Consider the following 25,224-nt stretch of genomic DNA (forward strand, 5'->3'; position numbering starts at 1 on the left):
CTGCCAGGGGCATTTTTCGCACGACCGGCCCTGCGCGCAGCCAGGAACACGGCTGCACCGTAACATCATGCTGCGCGAAACACCGGCGCGCAGTCAACATATTGTAAGGTTGAGACTCAATTATAACAGAAAAAGCCGCAAATCCGGAGTGTCGGATTTGCGGCTTTTTAATGATTTAATGCTTGCCTGCCCAGCCGGCAGGCCCCGGATCAGTACCGGCTGTCTTCTTCTTCCTCGTCGTCATCGCTGCCGGCGGGCAGGTTGAAGAAGCTGTCCGCATCCAGGATTTCGTCTTCTTTCTTCTCTTCGTCCGCGCCGGAGCCGCCGCCGAGAGTGAAGGTTTCCAGGCCTTCGATGGCGGTCGGGATTTTCGGCTCCGCCTCCATCTCCAGCGACTGCTCGGTGGAGACCAGCTTGCGCCGCTCGTCGTCGCTCATCACGCCGCCTTCGGCCGCTTTCTTGGCGGCCGCCTTCTGCACCGCGGCATCCAGCTCGGACTGTCTGCACAGGCCCAGCGCCACCGGGTCGATCGGCTGCATGTTGGCGATGTTCCAGTGGGTGCGCTCGCGGATCGACTGGATGGTCGGCTTGGTGGTGCCCACCAGCTTGGCGATCTGACCGTCCGACAGTTCCGGGTGGAACTTGACCAGCCACAGGATCGAGTTGGGACGGTCCTGGCGCTTGGACAGCGGAGTATAGCGCGGGCCGCGGCGTTTTTCCTCGCCGGCCGCAGCCGGGTTGAACTTGAGCTTCAGCTTGTGCAGCGGGTTTGCCTGCGCCCTGTCGATCTCATCCTGAGTCAGCTGGTTGTTCGCCATCGGGTCGAACCCTTTGACGCCCACGGCCACTTCGCCGTCGGCGATGCCCTGGATTTCCAGTTCATGCATGCCTACGAAATCGGCGATCTGCTTGAAGCTGATTGTGGTATTGTCCACCAGCCACACGGCGGTTGCCTTGGCCATCAACGGTTTTGCCATGTGTCATCTCCTTAAAACACCTTTGATCCCCGGATACATCTCTCCCGCCGCCTGAAATGGCGTCCCCGGCGTTCCGGGGCAGGTTTCCGTTGTCGGGGAACTTCCGCCCTATATAGTCGGCATCGATGCATAAGGAAAGAGGCCAATGCGCAAGTTGTTCACAGGTGTTTTCGCGGCCGTTCTGGCCTTGCTGCCCGCCCTTGCCGCGGCAGACGGGGAACCTGCGGGCGACTTCGATTATTACGTGCTGTCGCTCAGCTGGTCGCCGAACTGGTGCGCGCAGGAAGGCGACGCCAGGGGCGCAGACCAATGCGATGCCCGCCATGATCACGGCTGGACCCTGCACGGGCTGTGGCCCCAGTACCACCGCGGCTGGCCCAGCTACTGCCGCACGGCAGAGGCCCCGCCGAGCCGTGCGATGAGCCGCGGCATGGCGGACATCATGGGCAGCGCCGGCCTCGCCTGGCACCAGTGGAAGAAACACGGCACCTGCTCCGGCCTCAGCGCCCGCGGCTATTACACGGCCATGCGCCAAGCTTATGCACGCATCACCCGCCCCGCAGTGTTCCGCAAGCTCGGCAAACCCGTCACCCTGCCCGCCGCAGTGATCGAGCAGGCGTTCCTGCAGGAGAACCCGGACCTTACCCGCGACGGCCTGACCATCACTTGCCGCGGCGGCGCCATCCAGGAGGCGCGCATCTGCCTGTCTAAAGCCCTGGAGCCGGTGCCTTGCGGGCGGGACGTGATCAAGGACTGCACATTGAAGGACGCCCGTTTCGCGCCGATCCGCTAGGGCGCAGGGCTGTTCCGCAGGCGTGCCGGAACAGGGGCGCTGCCCCTCTTGGCCTCACGGCCAATTCACCCCGGGATATTTACGGCCAGAAGAACAAGGGACCCCGGGCTTCTTCTTTGCCGCATCACCCATTCCCCGGCGCGGCAGGCGCCGCCGCTTGCCGGCGCAAAGGCCCGCGCGCCGGATACCGCCCGGTCAGCCGGCGGTAAATGGCCTGTGAAGCGGACTTTGCGGTGTTTCGTGCTACAATAACCCCATGTGCCGCAACCGGTCCTGCCTGAACGGCACTTGCCTGCTGGCCAGCGAAAAGGAGGAAGCGCATGGCTAAGACAATCGGTAACCCGCTCAGCTGGCTTCTGCAGGGTGCAGAGACCACCGGGCATCATATCAGCGAAACCGTTGGCGAAATGGGCAGCGACGGCGTCAAGGAGCTGCCCAAGGCACGCAAGCTGACGATGGACGACATCATCCACTCCCTGGCTGCAGGGCTGGAAGATTTTGCCGCCTGCCGCAGCGACGCCATGTTCCTGGTGCTGTTCTACCCGATCATCGGCATTGCGCTGATCGTGATGAGCCTGTCGATGAACCTGCTGCCGCTCATAGTGCCGATGATCATGGGCTTTGCCATTCTCGGCCCGGTCGCCGCGGTCGGCCTCTATGAGATGTCGTCGCGCCGCGAAGCCGGGTTCGAACCGCGCTGGATGGATGCCTTTGGCGTCATCCGCTCGCCCGCATTCGGCGCCATTCTGGTGCTGGGCCTTTACCTGGCGGTGCTGTTCATTATCTGGCTGGTGGCGGCTGACATGATCTACAGCCGCACCCTGGGCCCGGAACCGCCGGCCTCAATCGCCAGCTTCGCCGGCAAAGTGGTCACCACCCGCGAAGGCTGGATCATGGCCATTGCAGGCGGCATCGTGGGCGCTGTCTTTGCCTTTGCCGCACTGGCGATGAGCCTGGTGTCCTTCCCGCTGCTGCTGGACCGCCATGTGGGCCTGCCGGTGGCGGTGGCGACCTCGATCCAGGTGCTGCGCAAGAACCCGGTGATCTGCATGACCTGGGGCGTCATTGTCGGCACCTCAATAGCCATCGGATCGATCCCCTTCCTGGCCGGGCTGATCATCGTCGTGCCGGTGCTGGGCCACGCGACCTGGCATCTGTACCGGCGCGCCGTCGATTGAGACTGCGGCGGCTGACACGGAAAAAGGCCGGCACCTGTGCCGGCCCTTTTTGACCGCCGCCTGACGATCAGCCGGCCTTCAGAACGATCTTGCCGATATGGCCGGAGCTTTCCATCCGGGCATGGGCCGCTGCCGCGTCCTCCAGCGCAAACTCGCTGTCGATCACCGGTGCCACCTTGCCCGCCTCGATCAGCGGCCAGACCGCCTCCGCCAGGTCCCGGGCAATCTGCGCCTTGGCCAGATCGCTTTGCGGGCGCAGGGTGGAGCCGGTCAGCGTCAGCCGCTTGACCATCATCAGGGCAAAGTTCAGCTCCACCTTCGGGCCCTGCAAAAAGGCGATCTGCACCAGCCGCCCGTCCTCGGCCATCGCCTTGATGTTGCGCGGGATGTAATCGCCGCCAACCATGTCCAGCACCAGATCGGCACCGCCCGCGTCCCGCAGCACCTTGACGAAATCCTCGTCGCGGTAGTTGATCGCCCGCTCGGCGCCCAGATCCAGGCAGGCCTGGCATTTCCCGTCCGACCCGGCGGTCGCGAACACCCGTGCCCCGAACGCCTTGGCCAGCTGGATTGCGGTGGTGCCGATCCCGGAAGAGCCGCCATGCACCAGGAACCGCTCCCCGGCCTTCAGCCCGCCGCGGGTGAAAACATTGGACCAGACGGTAAAGAAGGTCTCCGGCAAACACGCGGCCTGTTTCAGGTCCAGCCCTTCCGGTACGGGCAAGCAATGCGCCGCAGGGGTTGCCGCATATTCCGCATAGCCGCCGCCGGGCAGCAGGGCGCAGACCTGATCGCCTGCTGCCAGGCCGCTGACGCCCGTGCCCACGGCAACCACTTCGCCCGAGGCCTCCAGCCCCGGCAGGTCGCTGGCGCCCTTGGGCGGGTCATAGGCACCCGCGCGCTGCAGCGCATCGGGGCGGTTCACGCCGGCATAGGCCACCTTGATCACCACCTCGCCATGGCCCGGCTGCGGCACCGGGCGCTGGCACAGCTGCAGCACCTCCGGTCCGCCGGGTTTACTGATTTCCACCGCGCGCATCATCTCTGTCATCGGCTGATATCCTCCTGATCCTTGCCTCTTGCCTAGCATCCGGCAGGGTGAGCGCAAACAGCAAAGGCGCCGCAGCCCGGGCAGTTTGCGGACTGCCGGCTATGGCGGCAGGCTACTGCCCGAGCAGCATTACAAAGCTGACACAGAATTTTGGCTGGTTTTGGAGTAACAGTGCGGGACAGGGCAGCCGCTCCCGTCACCGGAGGCAATGACTGCGGGCCGCCCCATAGCGGCCATCGACCACCTAGCCGGTTAACCTCCTGCTGTCAGGGCATATGCCTTACTGAAGTCCTTTGCCGCCAGATCGGCAGGTTGAATATAGAACTCAACCACCCCGCAATCACAGAACATGAAGTCCGTGCCGTAATCGCTGTCCAAGACGAGCAGGCGAACTCCTTTCCCGGTTGTCGGGTTGGTTTTCACCTGTGGATAGCCAAGAAGAATATGCTCAGATTGTTTGACTGACGGGAGCAATTGGTACTCAACCGCCTCCCAAGCTGCTGCGGGAAGCAATTCCCTCAAAGCCGCCTCCGAGACCGCCCTTTGTGCGACAGTTTTGATTGCACGGTGCATATCTGCATTCACGTTCAGTTTATCCGAAACTGCAAGCATCCTGTCTTTGATCTTCCTGGAGAGCTCCTGAGACGGAATCTCTAAATCCGGCAGTGAGCGCAGCACTGGCTCAAAGGCCCTGGCAATTGCCAGCTTCTCTTCCACAGAGGCAATCTCGGCCTGCGTGCGTGCGAGCAGCTCTTCATAGTTATCTCTGTCGCCACCAGCCTCCAGGCGCTGGTGGCAGTACTCCAGAAAATAGCCTTTGCTTGCAAGCTCACTTTGCCATTTGATCAACGAGGCATCAGCAAAGGCAGACATGACCGCGCCGCACCAAGGAAATGTGGTGTCTCTGTCAATGTGTGGGGTTATGGTATTGCGGCGAACAACCTTTCCTTCAGGACTCAATTCCGGCTGGCCAGTTTCCGGATCACGAACAAGTTCGCGGTCAATCAGTTTAAATGAACGCCTCTCCGCTTTAGGGGGAAGTTTCGCCTGAAGTTCGGCAAGATGCAGCTCAAGCCCAGGGCGATAGTAATCCAATTTGCATTCGTACTGTCGCAAGGGGAACGAGCGGATTATTTCGCCGGAAACCGGCCATGCCGGATAGGATTTAATGCCATAGCGCGCGTACCCTCCGCTGGGTTTTCCAAGGTCATGGCCGATGTCAGACATATCCTCCGGAAGCGGTCTCTTTTCTCTCACTTGCTCTTCAGCAGGCACATAAAGGACCCGGGTGGCATTCGTATCCTCATCCCACATGAGTTCCTCATCAAGATCAGCAAAGAACAAAAGCAGCCCGTCCGTCGGCAACGGCGTGTCTGTTTCAATGGTTGGCATTTCAGCACAGTCGATTTGCGCGAGGAAATGCAGTGGCTGATCAAGATTTTTGGAACGCGGCCACTCGATATGCGCAGGCAAAGACGGCAGGCCGCCCAAATGGCTACCCCCTGCGATCTGATCGTTCAGGGGCCAATGCCGCCGGAGGTAAACAGCCTCTGCCGCCTGGCCTTCGATCTCTGCCCGGATCTCGTCAGGCGTCTTCACAACGGAATTGGAAGCGGCCTCTGGTGCAGATGGCTTCTCCGAGCGGCGAGAGGGCTGTGTCGCTGCAGAAGAAAGCAAGTCTTGCAGTTCAGGGAACTCGCAAAACCAGCCGAGCATTTGCCGCATCTTCTTGTATCTGGCCGGATCGGTCCAGAACACCCGAGCAAACGTCGTCTCCTTGTGCAGGATCCTTGCCATGACGATCAGATCCCGTTGCGCAGCCGGACGTATCTGGCGCAATACCAGCTCCGGTGATGCTACCGCCGCGAGCCCGGCGCCTAACCGGCGCGAGCGAAGCGAAACACCAAGCGATTCAGAGATGCCTCGGTTGGCGTCCGGCTGCTTTGCGAACCACTCCGCGTAAGTGCGGCCAAAACGCTTATAATCTCTTGGAGGAGCAACCAGGAAGGACAACACTATGTTGCGCGCCCAACGCAGGCGCAGGAACCAGCCAGCATGAGGTTTTTGCGGACTCAACGTTTCCAGATAGTTTCCGAATTCTTGGATCCTTGCCTCATCAAAATTCGCATCACTGCCCAACACTGTTGCGAGACGGCGTGCCGTGAGCGGGCGCTGAAAAACCGGAGGAACCCAGGCGTCCATCGCCCAGGCGCGCTTTAGAATTGCCTGCAGCGGAGCTTTGTTCTGTTCCGCAAACAGATCCGCGGAGAGGGGGAAAGTCTCCTTCAGAAGCCTAACGGCACGCGCGCGGTGCCGTTTTGCGCCGAAGCTTTTCGGGAAAGCTTGGTCCCAACGGAGAGTGGCCAAAGCACGCAGCACTTTGGGCCCCGCAATCTGGGCTGCAGATTGCCACAGCAAAAAAGGAAACGAAGCAGCAATAAGGAGCAGGAGCGCGAGCAGAAAGACGATCACTAGCGAAAAGAAAATGTCCCTTGAGACAAGAAAGACGGCACACAAGCCGCCTAAAAAAAAATATCGATCAAATAGCATTTCAAACACCGGTCAAATCAAGATGGCCGTCACCTTATTCGAAAGGTAAGTGGCGAAAGTTTGACGCCTGAAAGGCGCGGTAGTGCTGCCGGGAACAACCTCCACTTACCTGAAAGACCACGGATAGGTGCTTTTCTATGTTGCGTGTTCCAAAATCAATGCATCAATGTCCGCTTCAAAATCATCCCAACATGCCGAGCCGATCAGACAGCACTTTCGGTGAAGGGCAGCTTCATGGCACCTCTGCCGCAGAGATCAGGTGCAGCATTCAGCAGTATGGGCTCTCACGACGAGTTCGCCGCTACCAGGCCGAACCGCGGCAATTGGAAAACGGGTGGCAGCGCATCGTCAGAAACGCCGAAGGATCAGTCTCTTGGCCACGCCTGTCGATGGCCGGTTCCTGACCAAGCACGACACGGGCCCAGCTGCACAAGCATTCGGCGGCTGAGAGCCCAAAAGTACGTAAGGCTGCAATCCGCACGAACGGCGGCAATTTCCCTTACGCGCCTAGTTGGGCCAGCGTTCGAGGTTGGTAACGTTACGTTGACAACTGTTGCCACTAGCAATTAATCCTTAATCGTCGATTGACGATTAAGGAAGCCCGGATGCGACCCGTTTTGAACGACGATCGCCTGATCATACAGTTAAAAGCCATAGCTCACCCGGCCAGGCTGAAGATCCTCCAAGTATTGACTGACCGTGGAAAGTGCATTTGTGGAGAGATTGTTGAGGTTCTGCCTCTCTCTCAGTCTACTGTTTCGCAACATCTGAAAATTCTCAAAGAAGCGGGGCTGCTTGAAGGTACAATTGATGGGCCTCGATCATGCTACTGCGTGAATGCACAGGCAATTGGTATATTGCGTCAGACTGTTTCGGAATGTCTGGCTGGATTTGAGGTGACGACACAATTGCACGATGACTGATCGCAATCAGAGCGCATTCGGTGCGCATGCTTGGAACGCCCGATATCTGTTCGGCGCTGTCCCTCTGTTCGCAATTGGTACTGGTGGGTGGCCTGATCTGACTGGTCCAGTTTGATTGTTAGTGCATCATTGGCCTCGGTTCCATCGGGATGATGGCTTCTGGAGCCGGGGGCCTGTAGCCCAATGCACTGTGGGGTCTCTTTGTGTTGTAGTGTTTCCTCCAGCCTTCGATGATGATTTGAGCCTCCTTCACCGAATAGAATATCTCACGGTTGAGCAGTTCGTCCCGCATCCGGGCGTTGAAGCTCTCGACGTAGCCGTTCTCCCAGGGGCTTCCGGGTTCGATGAAAGCGGTCTTAGCCCCGACAGCCTCAATCCAGGCCCGCACGTCATTGGCAACAAACTCCGGCCCGTTGTCGCTTCGAACGTAAGCTGGCGGCCCCCGCAGGATGAACAAGTCCGTCAGGGCATCAATCACGTCGGTCGAGTTGAGTTTCCGCTTCACTCGGATCGCCAGGCATTCACGGCTGAACTCATCCAAGATGTTCAGTGTGCGGAACGCTTTCCCATCGTCGGTTCGGCAATGCACGAAGTCATACGACCAGACATGGTTGCGATACTCGGGGCGCAACCGGATGCATGACCCATCGTTCAGCCAAAGCCTTCCTTTCTTCGGTTGCTTCGGTGGCACCTTCAGCCCCTCTCGTCGCCACAGCCGCTCAATCCGGCCATCACTGACCTGCCAGCCTGAATCCCTCAGCAGCACAGCAACGCGCCGGTAGCCGTAGCTGCCGTATTGCCTGGCCAATCCGGTCATGTCGGCAACCAGCCGTTCCTCGTCTTCCCGGCCCCTTGGATGATGCCGCTGTGTCGAGCGATGTTGCCCGAGCACGCGGCAGATCCGACGCTCCGATACCTTCATCCCGCTACGGATCAGCTGGATGCAGGCTCGGCGACGAGCGGGGCTCAGAAGTTTCCCCGTGCGGCTTCCTTCAGGATGAGCTTGTCCAGTGTCAGATCCGACACGGCCTTTCTCAGCCGCTCGTTCTCCTTCTGGAGACGCTTGAGTTCCTTCAGTTGGTCGGTTCCCATCCCACCATACTGCTTGCGCCAGCGGTAGTAGGTCTGCTCCGTGATGCGAACCTCCCGGACTGCATCAACCCGCGCCATTCCTTGCCCGACAAGCACATCAACCTGCCGCAGCTTCTGAACTATTTCCTCTGGCTTGTGCCGCTTGTTCGCCATTCTCTGTCCTCCGTTTCCTAAACATAACGGTGGACCAGTTCAGATGGGGCACTCCAGTGGCGTGCCAGCATACATTCGGTCGGACAATGGCCCTGAGTTCATTGCTGAGGCCGTCAGAGGCTGGATCAAAGCTGTCGGGGCCAAAACCGCATACATTGAGCCTGGATCACCCTGGGAGAACGGATACTGCGAGAGCTTCAATGGGCGGATGCGGGATGAATTGCTGAACGGTGACATCTTCTATTCGCTGCGCGAGGCTCAGATCATTATCGAAAGCTGGAGAAAACACTACAACACTAAACGGCCCCACAGTGCTCTGGGCTACCGCCCACCTGCGCCAGAGGCCATCGTCCTGATGGACCAAAGGCCAACCATGCACTAACTTTCAATTCGGACCACTTAAGTGGGGCTACTCACCAGCCTGGGCGTCTCCAGGTGCCCCAATCCGGCTTCTAACTTACGTGGCCAATCGGTTTTGCGCGCCTCGCAGAAGCAGACCGATAATGTCAGTGCGCGTGAGAATGCCTGCCAGGCGGCCATCCTGCGTTACCGGCACGGTTTGCACCCCATGCTGCGAAAGCCGGTTCAGGAGAATGCCGACCGGAAGGTCATGCGGTACACTGCCGGCGGGCGGCTGCATCACATGCTTCGCCCTCAGTTTGCCTTGGCGCATCGGGCGGAACTCTCGGCCGCCGCCTCGTACCAGCGCATCGATCAGATCACTTTGCAGGATGAGCCCCACGAAGTTTTCGTTGGTGTCCACAACGGGAAGACTCTTGACGGAATGGCGGCGGAACAACTGCGCAATCTGCGATAGTGGCACATCGGGCGTTACAGTGATCAGGTTCTGTGTCATGATGCTGCCGCAGGTTACACCATCAAACCGGTGCTGCGCGGCTTCCCCCTCTGCGGCGGCAAGAAGCCGCCCCAGATCTGCCGCACCGATGTTGGCGGATTGATGGAAGCGCTCCAGCAACGCCTCCAGTTCCTCGCTGCCGAGCCCGAGGCGGATCTCTTGCGGCTGCACAGGCATCTCTACGGATTGGCGGAACGGGTACTTACGGCCTGTGACCCGGTTAAACAGAACACCCGTCAGGACTAAAGCGGCCGTCAGAAGGCCAACAGGCACGATCGCAAAGACAAAACCTGCATCAAGGACCGGCACCGGGTCCAGTGCTGCCAGCAAGGCAATTGCCCCGCCCGGAGGATGCAGGGCCCGCGCGATCATCATTGCAACGATCGCGGCTGCCACAGCCAATGCCGGTCCCCAGGGCATGGGCACGGTTTGCAAGACTGCAACCGCCGCCGCGGCGGAAACAATATTGCCGCAGATTGCCGACCAGGGCTGCGCCAGCGGGGAATTCGGGACTGCGTAGATCAACACCGCGGAGGCGCCCAAGGGGGCAAGCAGACGCATGGGAATCCCTGCGATTTCCGGCCAGACAAGCGCGAACAACGCGCAAACACCAATCCCGGCCACCGCGCCCACCGCTGCGCGCAGGGTTTCCCGCATCTGTGCTGGCGGCAGTGCCGGAGAGAGATGGCGCAAGAGATTTGACTTTAGCTGCATGGCTCCGCCTGCCCGAAATTGAATCACCCGACGGCAAGCTGCGCAGAAAACAGTCACTTTGAAAACGTTGCATAGCCCGGAAACTCTGCGGTGGCACACGGTGCGGCACAAAGATGTTCTTCCAGAATAGCAACACCGCTGACGCCATCGCTGGCAACCGCGGTTATCCGGAACCCGAGGCGAAAAGAAGACATAGTGAGCCGCGATTCGTCCTTGTTCACTTGCCCAAAGTCCGGGTGTCTTGCAGTTGGAAGGCCTGACTGGGACGCCATCGCAAATTTCAGTCTGCTCCCTGCAATGCGTCGAAAGATCGTTGCAGGCGCCTCAAGCAGGGACAACTGCGATTAACGCATGCCAGGACTCCGGCCGCAGCCTTAAATCAGGCGGGCTCACGGATTATCTGCCGCCTCTGACAAAGTCAGCAACGGAACCAGACCCGACTTGTCTCTGATCAGATCGGCGACGGTGCTGCGGTCGAGAACGCCCAGAAACGCATCGACCGCTTCGGCAAAGACCCCCCGGAGCCCGCATTGGGGCTGGATCACGCATTCTCCGCAATTGGCAACTTCGAAGCTTTCCTCCATGCTTCGTACAACTTGCCCCACATTGATTGCACTGGCTGCCTGTCCGAGCTTGATGCCGCCGTAGCGGCCGCGAACGCTCATGACGTAGCCTTGCCGGACCAGTTCGCTGACGATCTTCATCAAAGAGCTGTGCGGCAGACGGTAGATGCGGCTCAATGTCTCAATCGAGTGCAGCTCTTCGGGCTTGGACGCCAGAAAAATAAGAATTCTCAACGCGTAATCTGTTGTCAGGTTCAGCTTCATGCGGGGCTCCGATCACGCTTTTAATATTCATTTGGGTTGCATCTTTCAATCCTGCAATCATACATGCATCCAGCTTGAATGTTTCAGGCGATGAAACTCACGACGCAGGCCGCAGACCTGCCAACAGACAAATCAGGAGCGTGCAATGGCACAGCCACTCAGCCAAACCACCATCGACACCGTAAAGGCGACTGTTCCGGCGCTGGCGCAGCATGGGCGCGAGATCGTAGCAGAGATGTACGACAGGCTGCTGGCCGATCCGGAAATCCGCACACTGTTCAACCAGTCGCACCAGAACGGCGACTCCCCGCAGCACGCAGCATTGACCAACGCGATTCTGGCCTATGCTCAGAACATCGAAAACCTCCCGGTGATGGCCGCAGCGGTGGAGCGTATTGCAAACAAGCATGTGGGCCTGCAAATCGAACCCCGCCATTATGATCATGTCGCCAGCGCCCTGTTGGGCGCGATCAAGGCAGTTCTTAAAGATGCGGCGACCGAGGAGGTGATCCGCGCCTGGGGTGAAGCCTATTGGTTCCTGGCCAATATCCTGATTGGCCGCGAAGAGCAGCTTTACCAGGACACCGCAGCGGCAGAGGGCGGCTGGCGCGGCTGGCGGGAGTTCCGGATCGACAGGCGGATCCAGGAGAGTGCTGACGTCATGTCTTTTGTCCTGAAACCCGTCGATGGCAAGCCCCTGCTGAAGCACAAGCCGGGACAATATCTGTCCTTCGATCTTGATGTGCCCGGGGCAGGCAAGCTGCGCCGCAATTATTCGATTTCCTCAGGGCCATCGAATGAGTTTTACCGGATCACGGTCAAGCACCAGAAAGGCGGCCAGGCCAGCACCTGGCTGCATGAGCAGGCAGTCGAAGGCACCATGGTTAATGTTGCTGCACCGGCTGGAGAGTTTTTCCTGAAAAGTGGCCAGGAGGCTGATGTTGTCCTGCTGTCGGCCGGTGTCGGGCTGACGCCGATGATTTCCATGCTTGAGGTTCTGGCCGCAAACGATCGCTCTGCGACCTACTTGCATGCCACACAAAACAGCAGGCATCACGTCATGCCGGATATCGCGCGATCGCTGTCCCGCCGGTGCGTCACATTTTTTGAGGATCCCAGTTCCGAAGACCGGGCTGAAGCGAACTTTGATGTGGAAGGCCGCATCACTCCGGAGTGGCTGACCCGGAACACCAATACAGATCAGGCTGAATACTACATATGCGGTCCAAAGGGTTTCATGGCGATGGCTGTGAACGGCCTGAGGGCGGCTGGCGTTGACGAAAACCGTATCTTCTACGAGTTTTTCGGGCCAGCGCAGGAACTGGACGTCGCGTAGCAGCAAAAGAAGAACGGTTTCGCAGCCGGGAAAACCGTATCGGGTGGACCACACGATCGCCGATAGCCTTGTGACACAAAGCCAACCGCATCTGCCTCGCGGTTGGCCGTGGCCAAGGCGGCGAATGGCTATCAGAAGTTCAATAAACAGCTCAATCCATATGGTGGCGCTGCAGACTTGCTGCAAGCTGCTTGAGTGACTGCTTTCGCCTCTGCAATGCAGCAGTGGTTTCGTAGCGGTGCAGCAGGTTTACATGCTGCGTGCGCGCGCAGAACAAACTTGACGCTTCCGAAATGGGCTCGATAGCCGCCTTCCGCTGCAAGATGCGCGAATGTGCGCTTTGGCTGACGGCAAGGCTCATGCCTCCGGCGGGCAGACGTCCGTCCTCCGGCCTGGCCCTTTCAGCGCCGCGGGTTCAGCGAGCCCGGCAGGCCGTCGCGGTCCTTTGGCGGCTTGATCTGTTCGGCCAGCCAATTCGGCCCTGCCAAGAGCGGCTTCAGCAGCGGGTTCTTCTGCAGCCCCGCCTTCAGCTTCTCGAAGTCCATCACATTATCAATGCGCCGGTCCAGAAACTCCCAGGTCGCCTGGTGCTCCAGGCTGTCGTCGCCCAGCCAGTAAAGAACGGTGGCGGAATAGACGCCGGCCAGCGACGCGCGCTTGGTGTACCAATTGAAATCGTCGGATCCGTCGCCCAGCGCGTCCCAGATCAGATCGCAAGTGTGCCAGACCGCCTTGACGCCATCGCCCGCATATTGCGGCAGTGTCAGCAGCGTGGTGCCGCGGCGCACCGCCTCCTTGTCGTCAACCGCTTCCAGCCGGAACCGCACGGCGGCGGCGATCTTATCCCGGAACCGCAGACCGGTCAGATCATCAGTCTTCAAGCGCTCCAGCATCCGCGAATCGCCGCGCGCGTGATAGGCCAGCGCCAGATCGACGCCGCCGCGCGGGCACACCGCATGGGCCAGCACCTCCGGCACATCCGCATCCTGGCAGGCGGCGCGGAATGTCACCTCCGACCAGCCGTCAAACGGTACATGCATCAGCGCCGCATCCAGCAGCTTTTCCTTGATGCCATCCTGTGCGTGATCGTTGTTTTCACTCATCTCAGCCTCCCGCTGGCAGCGTCCTGACACCCTACTAGACAAAATAATCGCGCTTTGCTATACGGCCACTTCCTGCAAATCCTTGCAACTCAACTTAGAAAGGTGGTGAAAACCACATGCAGGTTAGTGTTCGCGACAACAACGTCGATCAGGCGCTCCGTGCCCTGAAGAAAAAGCTGCAGCGTGAAGGCGTCTTCCGCGAAATGAAGCTCAAGCAACATTTCGAAAAGCCGTCCGAGAAGAAAGCGCGCGAGAAAGCTGAAGCGATCCGCCGTGCCCGGAAACTGGCGCGCAAGAAAGCCCAGCGCGAAGGTCTGCTCTAAGCACACCTGGCTCTCCAGCTTTGGACAGCACTATGGCAGGTCTCTGGACCGGCCGCACAAGATCAGACGACCCCCGCGGCCCTGCCCGGGGGTTTGTCATTTTCAGCCCCTCTTTCGGATAGGCCCCGTTCAGATAGGCCCCGTTCGGATAGGTCTGCACCTGCCTGCCGCAGCTGGCTGCGCCTTAAAGCGCAGAGGATACGGTTGCATATTAATTCGAATTACATCTTTAGGGTGTATTTCGCAATCAGCCTCTGCTATAAAGTGAGAACGGCCGGGCAGGCCGGTTGCGATTCCCTAACCCCTGCCCCCGCCGGCCGGGCTTGGAACACCCGGTTTCCTGAAACCCTGGGCGGGCGGCGCTTCCCCCCGATTACCCGCGCTGGTCTTGGTCCCTGCAAACAAGGCACGCCTCCCGGGTTTCCCTTTCTTCCGGACGCCGCCATCCCCCCGGCGGCGTCCGGGCCGCTTTTCCAGCCCCGCGCCCCGCCAGATTGCCCTCCCGCGGCCGAATCCCTGCCGCCGCGCCTGCCGCGCCCTGCGGCGGTCTTCCGCCCGGCCGGCCCCGCCGCCGGTTTGCGGCAGCCGGCGGGCCGCAACGCGCAGGAATCCGCGTACCCGCCCCCGCACTTCGGGCAGAGCTTTGCCGCAAATCCGCCAATTGCCGTCCCTGCGCTTCCGGCGCTGCCAGTTTCCGGTAACCGGACTGCGCAACACTCACGGAGCAGTAAACAATGTCACAGGCAAGCGATCTCGAGCGGCAGATGCTCGAGCTGATCAATGCAGAACGCACCTCACGCGGGCTGAACCCGGTGCAGCTGGAGCTGCGGCTGAATGATTCCGCCGAAGACCACAGCGAATGGATGCTGCAGCAGGATGTGTTCTCCCACACCGGCGCCGGCGGCTCCAGCGCAGGCGACCGCATGAAAGACGCAGACTTCGTCTTTTCCGGCAGCTGGACCTGGGCGGAAAACATCGCCTGGCAAAGCGAGCGCGGCGCCCCCGGCCTGTCCGATGATGTCATCGACCTGCACAACTCGCTGATGAACAGCCCCGGCCACCGCGCCAATATCCTGAACGCCAACGTCGAGGTGATCGGCATCGGCATCGAACAGGGCAACTTCAACGGCTGGGACGCGGTTATGGTGACCCAGAACTTCGCCCGCACCAGCGCCCCCTTGCAACTCGACACCGGCGGCTCGGGCGGCGGCAACGGCGGCGGCAGCAGCCCGAAGGCCACCATGGGCGACGATGTGCTGAGCCTCGGCAGCGCCGGAAGCCTCGACGGGCTGGCCGGCAATGACACCCTGACCGGCAGCAGCGGCGGCGACCGTCTCGACGGCAGCGATGGCCGCGATCACCTGAAAGGCATGGGCGGCAACGACCAGCTGAACGGCGGCGGCCAGGGCGACCTGCTGACCGGCGGCGGTGGCAATGACGTGCTGAACGGCGGCGGCGGCCATGACCGGCTGCGCGGCAATGGCGGCAATGACCAGCTGAATGGCGGCAACGGCAAGGACAAACTCTGGGGCGGCGGCGGCAGCGACACCCTGGACGGCGGGGCCCACAACGACATCCTGACCGGCAAGGCCGGCAGCGACCTGTTTGTCTTCAGCGCCGGCAACGACACCGTCACCGACTTCAACCTGTCTGCCAGCGGCGAACGCATCGACCTCGGCGCGGCCAATGGCATCAGCAGCTACAGCGACCTGATGAACAACCACACCCGCCAGACCTCCGACGGCGTACTGATCACCGATGGCGACGGCGACAGCATGCTGCTGGCCGGCATCACCGAGCAGCAGCTGAACTCCGGCGACTTCCTGTTCTGAGCTCCCCGCCGGGCAAACAGGAAAAGGGCGTGCCGCGGCACGCCCTTTTTTGCATTTCCATCAGCCCTCAGTAAATCTTCGGCACATACAATTCGTCCGGCAGCACCTGGCGCTCGTAATCCGGGTTGTACTTGCGGTCCGGCAGCTCCACCTTTTCGCCCAGAACTTCCTCATAGGGGATCTTGGTCAGCAGGTGCTCAATGCAGTTCAGCCGCTCGCGCTTCTTGTCGTTGCCCTCGACGATGTACCAGGGCGCCTCGGAGATATTGGTGCGCTCGAACATCTCTTCCTTGGCCTTGGTGTACTGCTCCCATCGGATCCGGCTCTCCAGGTCCATCGGTGACAACTTCCACTGCTTCATCGGGTCGTGAATGCGCATCATGAACCGCAGCTGCTGTTCCTCGTCCGTGATCGAGAACCAGTATTTCAGCAGGATGATCCCCGACCGCACCAGCATCCGTTCAAATTCCGGAATATCCTGAAAGAACTGTTCCACCTGGTCATCGCTGGCAAAGCCCATCACCCGCTCGACCCCGGCCCGGTTGTACCAGGACCGGTCAAACAGCACGATCTCTCCCCCCGCGGGCAGATGCGGCACATAGCGCTGGAAATACCACTGGCTCTGCTCGCGGCGGTTCGGCGCCGGCAGCGCAACCACCCGCGCCACCCGCGGGTCCAGCCGCTGGGTGATCCGCTTGATCACCCCGCCCTTGCCTGCGGCGTCGCGGCCTTCGAACAGAATGCAAACCTTGGCGCCGGTGTGCTGCACCCAGTCCTGCACCTTGATCAGCTCTGCCTGCAGCCGCAAAAGATTGCGGAAATAGACCTGCCGGTCGAGCATCTCCGGGTGTTGCTCGCGATAGATCTTGCGGATCTCCTGGCTCAGCATCGGCTCGGAAAACTCGATCTCGATGTCTTCGTCCAGCGTGTCCTGCAGCTCCGCTTCCAGCCAGTCCAGTGAGGCGCTCTCATATTCGCGGGTCACAGGCAGGTTCCTTCCTTGTCAGGTGATGCAAACGGTGCCGTCCAACAGCGCCATATGACAGAGAGATGCCACGCGGAGGGCCGGGCGGCTGGCGGCTGCATCCGCAACCCCGGCGTGATGACCCGGCGGCAGCATCCTGCCCCAAGGCAAGCGGAATTCCCGTCCGGTTTCAAGCGCAAAAGCCGCTGTCCGCCTGCACAGCCCGCTGGAAAACCGGTGGATGGGCGGATTATGTGCAGGCCATGAGCTTTGTCCTGACCTCCCCGCCCCAGACTTGGCCCTGGCTGACATTCTGCCATGCCGCTGCACAGGGGGTGTACCGGGGGGTGCACGCCTGACACCCCCGCAAAACCGCCTCAGACCGGCAGCGCCGTGGTCTTGAACACTGTGCGTAAAGCAAAGCTCGACTGCATCTGCGCCACCCCAGGCAGCCGCGCCAGATGCTGGCGGTGGATACGGGCGAAGTCCTCCGTGTTCTCCGACACCACCTTGAGAATGTAATCCGCGGTGCCCGCCATCAGGTGGCACTCCAACACATCCGGTATCCGTGACACCGCCTTCTCAAACGCATCCAGCACCTCATCCGCCTGGCCGGACAGGGTGATCTCCACAAACACCGTCGACGGCACGTTCATCTTGCGCGCATCCAAGAGCGCGACATAGTCGCGGATATAGCCCTCCGCCTCCAGCCGCTGCACCCGGCGGTGGCAGGCTGAGGCCGACAGGTTCACCCGCTCCGACAGGTCCGCATTAGAGATGCGGCCCTGCTTTTGAAGCACTGAGAGAATGCGACGATCTGTTTCGTCCAGCGACATTTAGCGAAGATCCTTGCTGTATTCTGACATATTACGCGAAGATTCTTCGAAACGCATGTTTTTATTCCGCCCAAATAAGCAGCACATTTTACGCCGCCTGCGTCAAAATGACCGCAGAGAGTTTGAGGAGATGCTCACATGAAAATCGGCTGCCCCACCGAAATCAAACCGCAGGAATTCCGCGTCGGCATGACCCCGGACGCCGCCCGCGAGGCCGTCCTGCGCGGCCATGAGGTTGTTATCCAGCAAGGCGCCGGAATGGGCGCAGGCTTCACCGATGAGGACTATGTCTCTGCCGGTGCCGTGATCCTGGACACCGCCGAGGAAATCTTTGCAACCGCCGACATGATCGTCAAGGTGAAGGAACCCCAGGCGGTTGAGCGCAAGATGCTGCGTGAAAACCAGCTGCTGTTCACTTACCTGCACCTGGCACCCGATCCGGAGCAGACCAAGGACCTTCTGGAAAGCGGTTGTACTGCAATTGCTTACGAGACCGTCACCGACGACCGCGGCGGCCTGCCGCTGCTGGCGCCGATGTCGGAAGTGGCCGGCCGCCTGGCCCCGCAGGTCGGCGCCTACACCCTGCAAAAGGCCAACGGCGGCCGCGGCGTGCTGATGGGCGGCGTCCCTGGCGTGGCTCCGGCCAAGGTCGTGGTGATCGGCGGCGGCGTCGTCGGCACCCACGCAGCCAAGATCGCAGCCGGCATGGGTGCGGATGTCACCATCCTCGACCGCTCGCTGACCCGCTTGAAGTATCTGGACGATGTCTTCGGCCGCTCCTTCAAGAACCAGTACTCCACCGCCGGTGCAACTGCTGAGCTGGTGCGCGAAGCCGACATGGTGATCGGTGCGGTTCTGGTCCCCGGTGCGGCAGCGCCGAAGCTGGTGTCCCGCGCGCAGCTGTCCGAGATGAAACCGGGCGCGGTACTGGTGGACGTCGCCATCGACCAGGGCGGCTGCTTTGAGACCTCCAAAGCCACCACTCACGCCGACCCGATCTATGAGGTCGACGGCATCATGCACTACTGCGTGGCCAACATGCCGGGCGCTGTGGCGCGCACCTCGACCCAGGCCCTGGGCAACGCCACCCTGCCCTTTATGCTGAACCTGGCCAACAAGGGCTGGCGCCAGGCCTGTGCGGACGACCGTCACCTGCTGAACGGCCTGAACGTGCACGCGGGCAAGCTGACCTACGCCGCGGTCGGCGAGGCCCTGGGCCTGGACTGCATCTCTCCGGAAGACGCAATGAAGATGTAACTGCCCGCTGCATAGCAGGAAAACCAAGGGAAGCCCCGCCAATCCGGCGGGGCTTTTTCTTTGCGCGCAGCCCGCCGCCCGGCCTCTTTCCGCAAGAAACGGATCGACCGGAGCCGCGGCAATGGCGTTTCTGGACCGGCCCCAAAACGGAGTTCCGGATGTTCCAGGCAACCGCCGCGCTGATCGTATTTCTGTTCCCGCTCGCCTACAGCCCCGGCCCCGGCAACATGTTCTTTGCCGCCAATGCCGCGCGTTTCGGATTTGCTGCCACCGTGCCCGCCAATGCAGGCTACCATCTGGCAACCTGGATCGTGACGGCAGCGATCGGCTTTGGCTTTGCCGCCGCGCTGGACCAGGCGCCGCAGCTCTTTGCGGTGCTCAAAGCCGCGGGCTCCCTTTATGTCCTGTGGCTGGCCTGGAAACTGCTGCGGGCCGGGGTGTTTGAGGGTGCGCCAGTGGCACGGCCTGCCAGTTTTGCCAGCGGTGCCGCGCTGCTGATGCTGAATCCCAAGGCCTATGTGATCATCGCCCTGATGTTTTCGCAATTCCTGGATCCGGAGACCCTGGCGACGGGAATGCCGGTTCTGTGGATCACCACTGTCTTTACCCTTAACAACCTGCTGGCCTTCACGGTCTGGGCCTTGGCCGGCGGCGCCCTCGCAAATCTGTTCCGGTCTTCCGGGGGTGCCCGCAGCCTGAACCTGCTGTTCGGCGCCGTGCTGGCCGGGGTTGCGGTCTGGATGCTGCTGTCCTGAGGCCCGGAGACCGGCCATCGGCTCTGTGCCGATGGACAGAAACCGGCTGGGTTACTGCTGGCAGGCCGTTACCGCCGGCATATTCCCCGTTTACAGGCTGAAACACCGTTCCTAGCCTGCTGCCTATAAAAAAGGCGACAGGGATGGAAAGGAAACGGACATGCTGGACGAGTTTAAGGCCTTCATTGCCAAGGGCAATGTAATGGACATGGCGGTGGGGATCATCATCGGTGCCGCCTTCACCGCGATTGTTAAATCCATGGTCGATGATTTGATCAACCCGGTCATCGGGCTGTTCACCGGCGGGGTGGATTTCACCAACAACTTCGTGGTGCTGGGCGGCGATGGCACCAGTTACAGTTCGCTGGAAGCCGCGCGCGAGGCCGGCGCTTCGGTCTTTGCCTATGGCTCCTTCCTGATGGCGGTGCTGAACTTCCTGATCATCGCCTGGGTGGTGTTCCTGCTGGTCAAAGCCGTAAACCGCGCCCGCGATACAATGGAACGGCAGGAGGAGACGCCGGCCGAAGAGGCGCCCGCAGGCCCGACCGAGCTTGACGTGCTGCTGGAAATCCGCGACTCGCTGAAAAAATAACGCCGGTATTGCGGCACCAAACAAAGACAGGGGGCGGGCCACCGCTCCCTTGAGCGTTTGAAAGGGACACGACGCTTATGGAACAACTGATCGAACAGGCCGGCGCGCTGTGGCCGCTGCTGGTGGCAGGGGTCAAGGCGCTGGTGGTGCTGATCCTTGGCTGGATTGCTGCCGGCTGGATCAGCGCCGTTGTGCGCAACCGCATCAACCGGACGCCGCAGATTGACCCGACGCTGGGCAACTTCGCTGCCAGCATGATCCGCTGGGTGCTGCTGGCGGTGGTTCTGGTTGCGATCCTCGGCATCTTCGGCATCCAGGCCACCAGCCTGGTCGCCATGCTGGGCGCGGCCACCCTGGCCATCGGCCTGGCGCTGCAGGGCACGCTCAGCGATCTGGCGGCGGGTTTCATGCTGATCCTGTTCCGCCCCTACAAGATCGGCCAGTATGTGGACATCGGCGGCACCTCTGGCACTGTGAAGGACGTGAACCTGTTCGTAACCGAGCTGGCCACACCCGACAATGTGCAGATCATCGTCCCCAACGGCCAGGCCTGGGGTTCGGTCATAACCAACTTCTCGCACCACCCCACACGCCGCGTCGACATGGTGTTCGGCATCGACTACAGCGACAATGCCGAGACCGCCAAAGCGATCATTCTGGCGGCGGCGAATGCGGATGCGCGGGTGCTGCAGAACCCGGAACCCTGGGTCCGGGTCACCAACCTGGGCGACAGCTCGGTCGATCTGACCGCGCGGATTTGGTGCAAGGCTGAGGATTACTGGGAGCTGAAATTCGCCCTGACACAGGGGGTGAAAGAGGCCTTTGATGCAAAGGGCATCTCGATCCCCTATCCGCATTCCGTGGAAATCAAGAAAGCGGGTTAAGACGCGTCTGTCCGTATTGGCCCCTTGGGGGACTGCATACGGCTGACGCCTGGCGCCCCGTCTTTGGCGGGGCGTTGCGGCTTTCGGGGCGGCCCGGGCCGGCAGGGGTTCGCACCTGCTGTGTTCAGCGTGTCCTGGCGGCCGCCCTGCTTTTGGCCTCCGCCTGGCGGGTGCGGGCGGCGCGGGCACGCTCCTGCCGCCTGTCGTCGGGTTCGGCCGGCGGCCAGCCGCACAACACCGTAACCCCGTCCTCGTCGGTAAAGGCCCATTGCGCCGCGATCAGCTGATAGCTCTTCACCTCCCAGCCGGAGGCATCAGGCCGGAACCGGAACCGCCAGGTTCCGCGCACCTGCACCGCCAGCCGCAGCCGGCTGATCTGGTTCATCGCCTCATGACCGTTCAGCGCCGAGCGCGCGCCCTGCATCCGAAGTTTCCGGATCCGCTCCACCAGGCTTGCTGCCTCGCGCATGCGGCGGCCGGCAAAAACCACCTCGATCTCGGCGCCCGGCTGAACAATCCCCTTCACCACCAGGTCGCCGCGGTTGTTACGGTTCAACACCGGCACCAGCTCCACCGGCACATCGCGCACCTCGCGCTTGAACAGCCCGGTGTCCTCAATCAGCGGCGTGATTTGCGTAAAAGGTCTGCGGCGGTTTGTCATGTGCATTTCCGTGGGCCTCCATCCTGCCGGACAAAGGCTGTTCTTTGAAAATAGTGCTGGACCCCATAAGTAGCTGAGCGGCGTTAAGGAACCGTTTCGGCGCAACTTTCACCGCAAAATAATCGCAAAGCCTGAAGCGGCGCGCTGGCCGCGGACCACAAATCGGATGCCCCGGCCCGCAGCCTCAGCGCCTTGGAACAGGCCGTTTCATGACCAGCGTGGGATTGCCCCGGTACACGGCCTCGCCAGCGGGCGCATAGCCCAGCTTGCGCGCCACCCTGTGCGATACGGTATGGGACGGGTCGAATATGCAGACGGTTTCTTCCCAGTCCGTCGCCTCTGCCGCCCATTGGTGGATCCGCCCCACCGCCTCGGTTGCGATCCCCTGCCCGTGCACCTCAGGCGCCAGCACCCAGCCCGCTTCGGGCACCCCGGCCAGCGGCGGCTCCATGCTGCGCTGATAGTCGGCAAAGCCCACCTCACCGGCGAACCGTCCGCTTTCGCGCAAGGTCACCGCCCAATAGCCAAAGCCCAGCGCCTGCCAATGACCGATATAGCGCAGCAGGCGGCTCCAGCTTTCTTCTGGCGTGGAGGGCGTGCCAGAGATGAATCGCACCACTTCCGGCTCAGCCCACAACGCCGCCACGGCCTCATAATCCTGCACCCCATGCGGGCGCAGGATCAGACGGTCCGTCTCCAAAACGGGAGGCGTCATGCGGGCAATTTGCCAGTCAGAACATAGGTCAGGATTTCAACCACTTGGCGCGGTTCTTCCACCACTGCCAGCGCCGCGGCGTGCACCTCTTTCAGAGCGTGCTGATGCTCCGGCGGGCTGAGGACGATGATCGACTTGCCCAGCGCCGCGGCATAGCCCGCGTCAAATGCCGCGTTCCACTGCTTGTACTTGTCGCCAAAACGCACCACCACGACGTCGGCATCGGCGATGCCTTTGCGGGTCCGGATCGCGTTCACCATCGCGCCCTTGTGGTCGTGCCAGTACTTGTTCTCCTCAGCCCCCAGCACCGCAACGCCGCAATCGTCGCTGGCATCATGATCGGTCACCGGCGCGCTGAAGCTCACTTCCAGCCCTTTGGCGCCCTCAACAATCTGTTCCCGCCAGTCGGTGTGGATCTCGCCCGAGAGATAAACTTTCAATGCCACGTCTTGTCCTTTCCTGCGCCAGCCTGCGGGGCAGCGGCCAGGGCCGCCATGACCTCGTCATCGCTGGTTTGCGTAAAATCCCTGTAATGCGCGCCGACCGCCCAGAACTCCCTGGGGCTCAGCAAACAGACCAGAGTATCCACCAAGGGGCGCAGTTCGTCCACCGCTTCCGGCGGAGCAACCGGCACTGCCAGGATCACTTGGGCAGGCGCGCGCTCCTTCAGCCAGAAATGCGCTGCCATAAAGGTGGCGCCTGTGGCAATCCCGTCATCCACCACGATCACCGTGCGGCCTTCCAGCTCCACCGGCGGATGCCCCTTCAGATAGCGGGTGCGGCGGGCGGCATTCTCTTCCCGCGCCTGGGCAACCTGGGGGGCAAAATCCTCCGGTTTCATGCCAGAGGCCTGCAGCAAGGCGCCGTTGAAAATGGGATTGCTGCCCTCCGCCAGGGCGCCTGCCGCCAGCTCAGGATTGGACGGCATGCCGATCTTGCGGATCAGAATCAAGTCCAAAGGCGCCTGCAGTTTATGCGCGATCGGCAGCGCCACAGGTACCCCGCCGCGCGGCAGCGCCAGCACCACGGGGTCCGTCATAGGCAGTTCAGCCAGTTTCCCGGCCAACTGAAGCCCGGCAGCATTCCGGTCCTCGAACATATTGGCCTCCCCCCCGTTACCTAGCGCGGAAGGGCCAAAGGCAAAAATCAGCGCCGCCGCGCCACCAGATAACGCCCGGGCGTGTCCGCCGGGTAGTTGCCGGTCTCGATGATCTCGAACCCCGCCTTCTGCACAGCAGCCTCCAGCCTGCGGATACCGATGAAATCCACATAGCTGGGCGCCTGCCCCGCCAGCCGCATCAGCGGTATGGCCGCCGAAAACATCCAATACTTCCAGCCGCCCCGCATCTCGCCCAGGCAGGGGGTCTTGGAGATGAACAGCCCGCCTGGATTCACCCTGGCCGCAACGCCGCCCAGGACCTCTTCCAGATCCGGCAGCAAATGCAGCAGGTTGTGCGCCAGCACTGCGTCAAACGGGCCGTCCGGCGCCTGCCCGGCGCTGCAGCAGAGAAATTCGACGTTGCCCGCACCTGCATCCCAGGCGCGCTCGCGGCCAATCTCCAGCATGGCCTCCGACAGGTCGGTTGCGACAATCCTGGACACGCCGCGCGCCAGTTCAATGGCAGTGGAGCCGGTGCCGCAGCCCAGTTCCAGCACGGTATCATCCGCCTTCAGATAGGACCGGGTGCGCTCCAGCGAGTAATGGTAGGCGTCCATGTCGCGGATCTTGGATTTGGCGTATTTGGGAGCGATCTTGTTCCAAAAGCGGGCGTCGGCGTTCATAACTGGTCTCCTTGGCTGCCTGCACCCTATCTATGCAGGAACCACGGACAAATTGCCGAAATCCGCAAGGTTGATATACGTATTTGCATGATGAGCCCCGACTGGAACCATATCCGCGCCTTCCTTGCCACCGCTGAAACCGGCTCCCTCTCTGCAGCGGCACGCAAGCTTGGCCTCACCCAGCCGACGCTGTCGCGCCAGGTTGCGGCGCTGGAAGCAGAGCTGGGGGTGCTGCTGTTTGAGCGCCTTGGCCGTGCACTTGCGCTGACGGAAGCGGGACAGGAGCTGCTGGCGCACAGCCGCAGGATGGGCGAGGCAGCTGATGGGCTAGCCCTGGCGGCAACAGGACAAGCGCAGACCATCGAAGGGCTGGTGCGCATCACAGCCAGCGATGGCATCTCGGCCCATATACTGCCCGGGGTGCTGGAGCGGCTGCGTCAGCAAGCGCCGCGGCTGCGGATTGAGATTGTCGCGGCGGACGACATCCGCGACCTGCAGCGGCGGGAGGCCGATATCGCTGTCCGGCACGTCCGCCCGGACCAGCCGGAGCTGATCGCCCGCAAGATGCAGGACACCACCGCCCGCTTCTATGCCGCCCGCAGCTACTTGGAACGCCGGGGAACGCCCCGCTGCCGTGCCGACCTCAACGCGCATGATTTTGTGTCCTTCGGCGACATTCCTCAGTTCCTGGCCTACATGGAGCCGCTTGGCATCCGGCTGAGTGAAGAGAACTTCCCCGTTGGCTCCACCAGCGGCCTGGCGGCCTGGGAGCTGGTGCGGCAGGGGTTCGGCATCGTGCCGATGCTGGATGCCATCGCCCGCAAAAGCCCGGACGTGGAGCCACTGGACCTGGAGGACATGCCAACGCTGGAATTTCCGCTGTGGCTGGCTACCCACCGCGAGCTGCACACCAGCCGCCGCATCCGCCTGGTGTTCGACATCCTGGCCGACTACCTGACCGGGCTGAAGATGCGGTTCTGAACCGCCACCGCAAAGGAAAAGGGCGGCCCCGGAACCGGGAGCCGCCCAAGTGTTTTCTGCAAACTTTTGCCAAGGCCTTTTCTCAAAAG

26 protein-coding genes and 1 pseudogene are annotated in these 25,224 nt (G+C 61.5%); 12 read left to right on the forward strand and 15 right to left on the reverse strand.

The window, feature by feature from the left end:
- Window positions 1-209: 209 nt before the first annotated feature.
- Window positions 210-977, reverse strand: a complete 768-nt coding sequence (locus tag AC5STB_RS02450; protein WP_495441400.1) for a DUF1013 domain-containing protein — start codon at window positions 975-977, stop codon at window positions 210-212.
- A 145-nt stretch (window positions 978-1,122) separates the two neighbouring features.
- Between AC5STB_RS02450 and AC5STB_RS02455 the strand changes: the two genes are divergently transcribed.
- The gene (locus tag AC5STB_RS02455; protein ID WP_495441401.1) at window positions 1,123-1,770 is read left to right on the forward strand and encodes a ribonuclease T2 family protein; all 648 of its coding nucleotides are present in this window, start codon (window positions 1,123-1,125) and stop codon (window positions 1,768-1,770) included.
- Between the two features lie 320 nt (window positions 1,771-2,090).
- Window positions 2,091-2,948 (forward strand): DUF2189 domain-containing protein, encoded by an 858-nt coding sequence (locus AC5STB_RS02460; RefSeq protein ID WP_495441402.1) that lies wholly within the window; start codon window positions 2,091-2,093, stop codon window positions 2,946-2,948.
- A gap of 67 nt (window positions 2,949-3,015) precedes the next feature.
- Here the strand turns inward: AC5STB_RS02460 and AC5STB_RS02465 are convergent, their stop codons facing one another.
- Both AC5STB_RS02465 and AC5STB_RS02470 read right to left on the reverse strand, forming a co-directional pair.
- Window positions 3,016-3,999: an NAD(P)H-quinone oxidoreductase gene (locus tag AC5STB_RS02465; RefSeq protein ID WP_495441403.1), complete on the reverse strand. Its 984-nt coding sequence runs from the start codon at window positions 3,997-3,999 to the stop codon at window positions 3,016-3,018.
- 252 nt (window positions 4,000-4,251) lie between these two features.
- The gene (locus AC5STB_RS02470) at window positions 4,252-6,549 is read right to left on the reverse strand and encodes a DUF1963 domain-containing protein (RefSeq protein ID WP_495444551.1); all 2,298 of its coding nucleotides are present in this window, start codon (window positions 6,547-6,549) and stop codon (window positions 4,252-4,254) included.
- Window positions 6,550-7,166: 617 nt separating this feature from the next.
- On the opposite strand from AC5STB_RS02470, the gene AC5STB_RS02475 reads away from it, so the two are divergent.
- Window positions 7,167-7,472: an ArsR/SmtB family transcription factor gene (locus AC5STB_RS02475; RefSeq protein WP_495441405.1), complete on the forward strand. Its 306-nt coding sequence runs from the start codon at window positions 7,167-7,169 to the stop codon at window positions 7,470-7,472.
- Window positions 7,473-7,590: 118 nt separating this feature from the next.
- Here the strand turns inward: AC5STB_RS02475 and AC5STB_RS02480 are convergent.
- Window positions 7,591-8,717 (reverse strand): IS3 family transposase gene (locus AC5STB_RS02480; protein ID WP_495441158.1). Its coding sequence is split into 2 segments (ribosomal slippage): window positions 7,591-8,453 and window positions 8,453-8,717, totalling 1,128 coding nucleotides; the frame shifts between segments, so codons are not numbered across the junction.
- Window positions 8,718-8,775: 58 nt separating this feature from the next.
- On the opposite strand from AC5STB_RS02480, the pseudogene AC5STB_RS02485 reads away from it, so the two are divergent.
- Window positions 8,776-9,099, forward strand: a pseudogene (locus AC5STB_RS02485) (integrase core domain-containing protein); the annotation flags it as partial.
- Window positions 9,100-9,174: 75 nt separating this feature from the next.
- Here the strand turns inward: AC5STB_RS02485 and AC5STB_RS02490 are convergent.
- Window positions 9,175-10,287: an HPP family protein gene (locus AC5STB_RS02490; RefSeq protein ID WP_495441406.1), complete on the reverse strand. Its 1,113-nt coding sequence runs from the start codon at window positions 10,285-10,287 to the stop codon at window positions 9,175-9,177.
- Window positions 10,288-10,676: 389 nt separating this feature from the next.
- On the reverse strand, window positions 10,677-11,114 hold the full coding sequence (locus tag AC5STB_RS02495; RefSeq protein ID WP_495441407.1) for an Rrf2 family transcriptional regulator: 438 nt from the start codon (window positions 11,112-11,114) through the stop codon (window positions 10,677-10,679).
- A gap of 145 nt (window positions 11,115-11,259) precedes the next feature.
- Here AC5STB_RS02495 and hmpA point away from each other — a divergent pair, with 145 nt between their 5' ends.
- Window positions 11,260-12,450 carry an NO-inducible flavohemoprotein gene (gene hmpA / locus AC5STB_RS02500; RefSeq protein ID WP_495441408.1) on the forward strand — a complete coding sequence of 397 codons (1,191 nt, stop codon included), beginning with the start codon at window positions 11,260-11,262 and terminating at the stop codon, window positions 12,448-12,450.
- A gap of 151 nt (window positions 12,451-12,601) precedes the next feature.
- On the opposite strand, the gene AC5STB_RS02505 is transcribed toward hmpA, so the two are convergent.
- Window positions 12,602-12,811 (reverse strand): hypothetical protein, encoded by a 210-nt coding sequence (locus AC5STB_RS02505; RefSeq protein ID WP_495441409.1) that lies wholly within the window; start codon window positions 12,809-12,811, stop codon window positions 12,602-12,604.
- Between the two features lie 40 nt (window positions 12,812-12,851).
- Window positions 12,852-13,553 (reverse strand): COQ9 family protein, encoded by a 702-nt coding sequence (locus tag AC5STB_RS02510; protein ID WP_495441410.1) that lies wholly within the window; start codon window positions 13,551-13,553, stop codon window positions 12,852-12,854.
- 116 nt (window positions 13,554-13,669) lie between these two features.
- Here AC5STB_RS02510 and rpsU point away from each other — a divergent pair, with 116 nt between their 5' ends.
- Together rpsU and AC5STB_RS02520 are read left to right on the forward strand one after the other, a co-directional pair.
- Window positions 13,670-13,876 carry a 30S ribosomal protein S21 gene (rpsU, locus tag AC5STB_RS02515; protein WP_005614280.1) on the forward strand — a complete coding sequence of 69 codons (207 nt, stop codon included), beginning with the start codon at window positions 13,670-13,672 and terminating at the stop codon, window positions 13,874-13,876.
- A 734-nt stretch (window positions 13,877-14,610) separates the two neighbouring features.
- On the forward strand, window positions 14,611-15,708 hold the full coding sequence (locus AC5STB_RS02520) for a CAP domain-containing protein (RefSeq protein WP_495441411.1): 1,098 nt from the start codon (window positions 14,611-14,613) through the stop codon (window positions 15,706-15,708).
- Between the two features lie 67 nt (window positions 15,709-15,775).
- Here the strand turns inward: AC5STB_RS02520 and ppk2 are convergent, their stop codons facing one another.
- Entirely contained in the window at window positions 15,776-16,693 is a 918-nt protein-coding gene (ppk2, locus tag AC5STB_RS02525) for a polyphosphate kinase 2 (protein ID WP_495441412.1), read from the reverse strand.
- 356 nt (window positions 16,694-17,049) lie between these two features.
- Window positions 17,050-17,508 carry an Lrp/AsnC family transcriptional regulator gene (locus AC5STB_RS02530; RefSeq protein ID WP_495441413.1) on the reverse strand — a complete coding sequence of 153 codons (459 nt, stop codon included), beginning with the start codon at window positions 17,506-17,508 and terminating at the stop codon, window positions 17,050-17,052.
- A 138-nt stretch (window positions 17,509-17,646) separates the two neighbouring features.
- Here AC5STB_RS02530 and ald point away from each other — a divergent pair, with 138 nt between their 5' ends.
- The 4 genes from ald to AC5STB_RS02550 all read left to right on the forward strand — a co-directional run bounded on the left by ald (window position 17,647) and on the right by AC5STB_RS02550 (window position 20,996).
- Window positions 17,647-18,765 (forward strand): alanine dehydrogenase, encoded by a 1,119-nt coding sequence (gene ald, locus AC5STB_RS02535; protein ID WP_495441414.1) that lies wholly within the window; start codon window positions 17,647-17,649, stop codon window positions 18,763-18,765.
- A 158-nt stretch (window positions 18,766-18,923) separates the two neighbouring features.
- The gene (locus AC5STB_RS02540; protein ID WP_495441415.1) at window positions 18,924-19,520 is read left to right on the forward strand and encodes a LysE family translocator; all 597 of its coding nucleotides are present in this window, start codon (window positions 18,924-18,926) and stop codon (window positions 19,518-19,520) included.
- A gap of 160 nt (window positions 19,521-19,680) precedes the next feature.
- The gene (gene mscL, locus AC5STB_RS02545) at window positions 19,681-20,112 is read left to right on the forward strand and encodes a large conductance mechanosensitive channel protein MscL (RefSeq protein WP_495441416.1); all 432 of its coding nucleotides are present in this window, start codon (window positions 19,681-19,683) and stop codon (window positions 20,110-20,112) included.
- A 77-nt stretch (window positions 20,113-20,189) separates the two neighbouring features.
- The gene (locus AC5STB_RS02550; protein WP_495441417.1) at window positions 20,190-20,996 is read left to right on the forward strand and encodes a mechanosensitive ion channel family protein; all 807 of its coding nucleotides are present in this window, start codon (window positions 20,190-20,192) and stop codon (window positions 20,994-20,996) included.
- Between the two features lie 124 nt (window positions 20,997-21,120).
- On the opposite strand, the gene AC5STB_RS02555 is transcribed toward AC5STB_RS02550, so the two are convergent.
- The 5 genes from AC5STB_RS02555 to AC5STB_RS02575 form a co-directional block, all read right to left on the reverse strand.
- A complete protein-coding gene (locus AC5STB_RS02555; protein WP_495441418.1) occupies window positions 21,121-21,657 on the reverse strand; it encodes a hypothetical protein in 537 nt (178 codons plus the stop codon).
- A 184-nt stretch (window positions 21,658-21,841) separates the two neighbouring features.
- Window positions 21,842-22,372: a GNAT family N-acetyltransferase gene (locus tag AC5STB_RS02560; protein ID WP_495441419.1), complete on the reverse strand. Its 531-nt coding sequence runs from the start codon at window positions 22,370-22,372 to the stop codon at window positions 21,842-21,844.
- Window positions 22,369-22,818, reverse strand: coding sequence for a YtoQ family protein (locus AC5STB_RS02565; RefSeq protein WP_495441420.1), 450 nt, complete (start codon window positions 22,816-22,818; stop codon window positions 22,369-22,371). Before AC5STB_RS02565 ends, AC5STB_RS02560 begins: the two co-directional genes overlap by 4 nt.
- Entirely contained in the window at window positions 22,809-23,471 is a 663-nt protein-coding gene (locus AC5STB_RS02570) for a phosphoribosyltransferase (RefSeq protein ID WP_495441421.1), read from the reverse strand. The genes AC5STB_RS02565 and AC5STB_RS02570 overlap by 10 nt, the downstream gene beginning before the upstream one ends.
- A gap of 47 nt (window positions 23,472-23,518) precedes the next feature.
- Window positions 23,519-24,154 carry a class I SAM-dependent methyltransferase gene (locus tag AC5STB_RS02575; RefSeq protein ID WP_495441422.1) on the reverse strand — a complete coding sequence of 212 codons (636 nt, stop codon included), beginning with the start codon at window positions 24,152-24,154 and terminating at the stop codon, window positions 23,519-23,521.
- 87 nt (window positions 24,155-24,241) lie between these two features.
- Here AC5STB_RS02575 and AC5STB_RS02580 point away from each other — a divergent pair, with 87 nt between their 5' ends.
- Window positions 24,242-25,135, forward strand: coding sequence for a LysR family transcriptional regulator (locus AC5STB_RS02580; RefSeq protein WP_495441423.1), 894 nt, complete (start codon window positions 24,242-24,244; stop codon window positions 25,133-25,135).
- The last annotated feature ends 89 nt before the right edge of the window (window positions 25,136-25,224 follow it).

This window comes from Leisingera sp. CC-HEC093, from assembly GCF_059429195.1.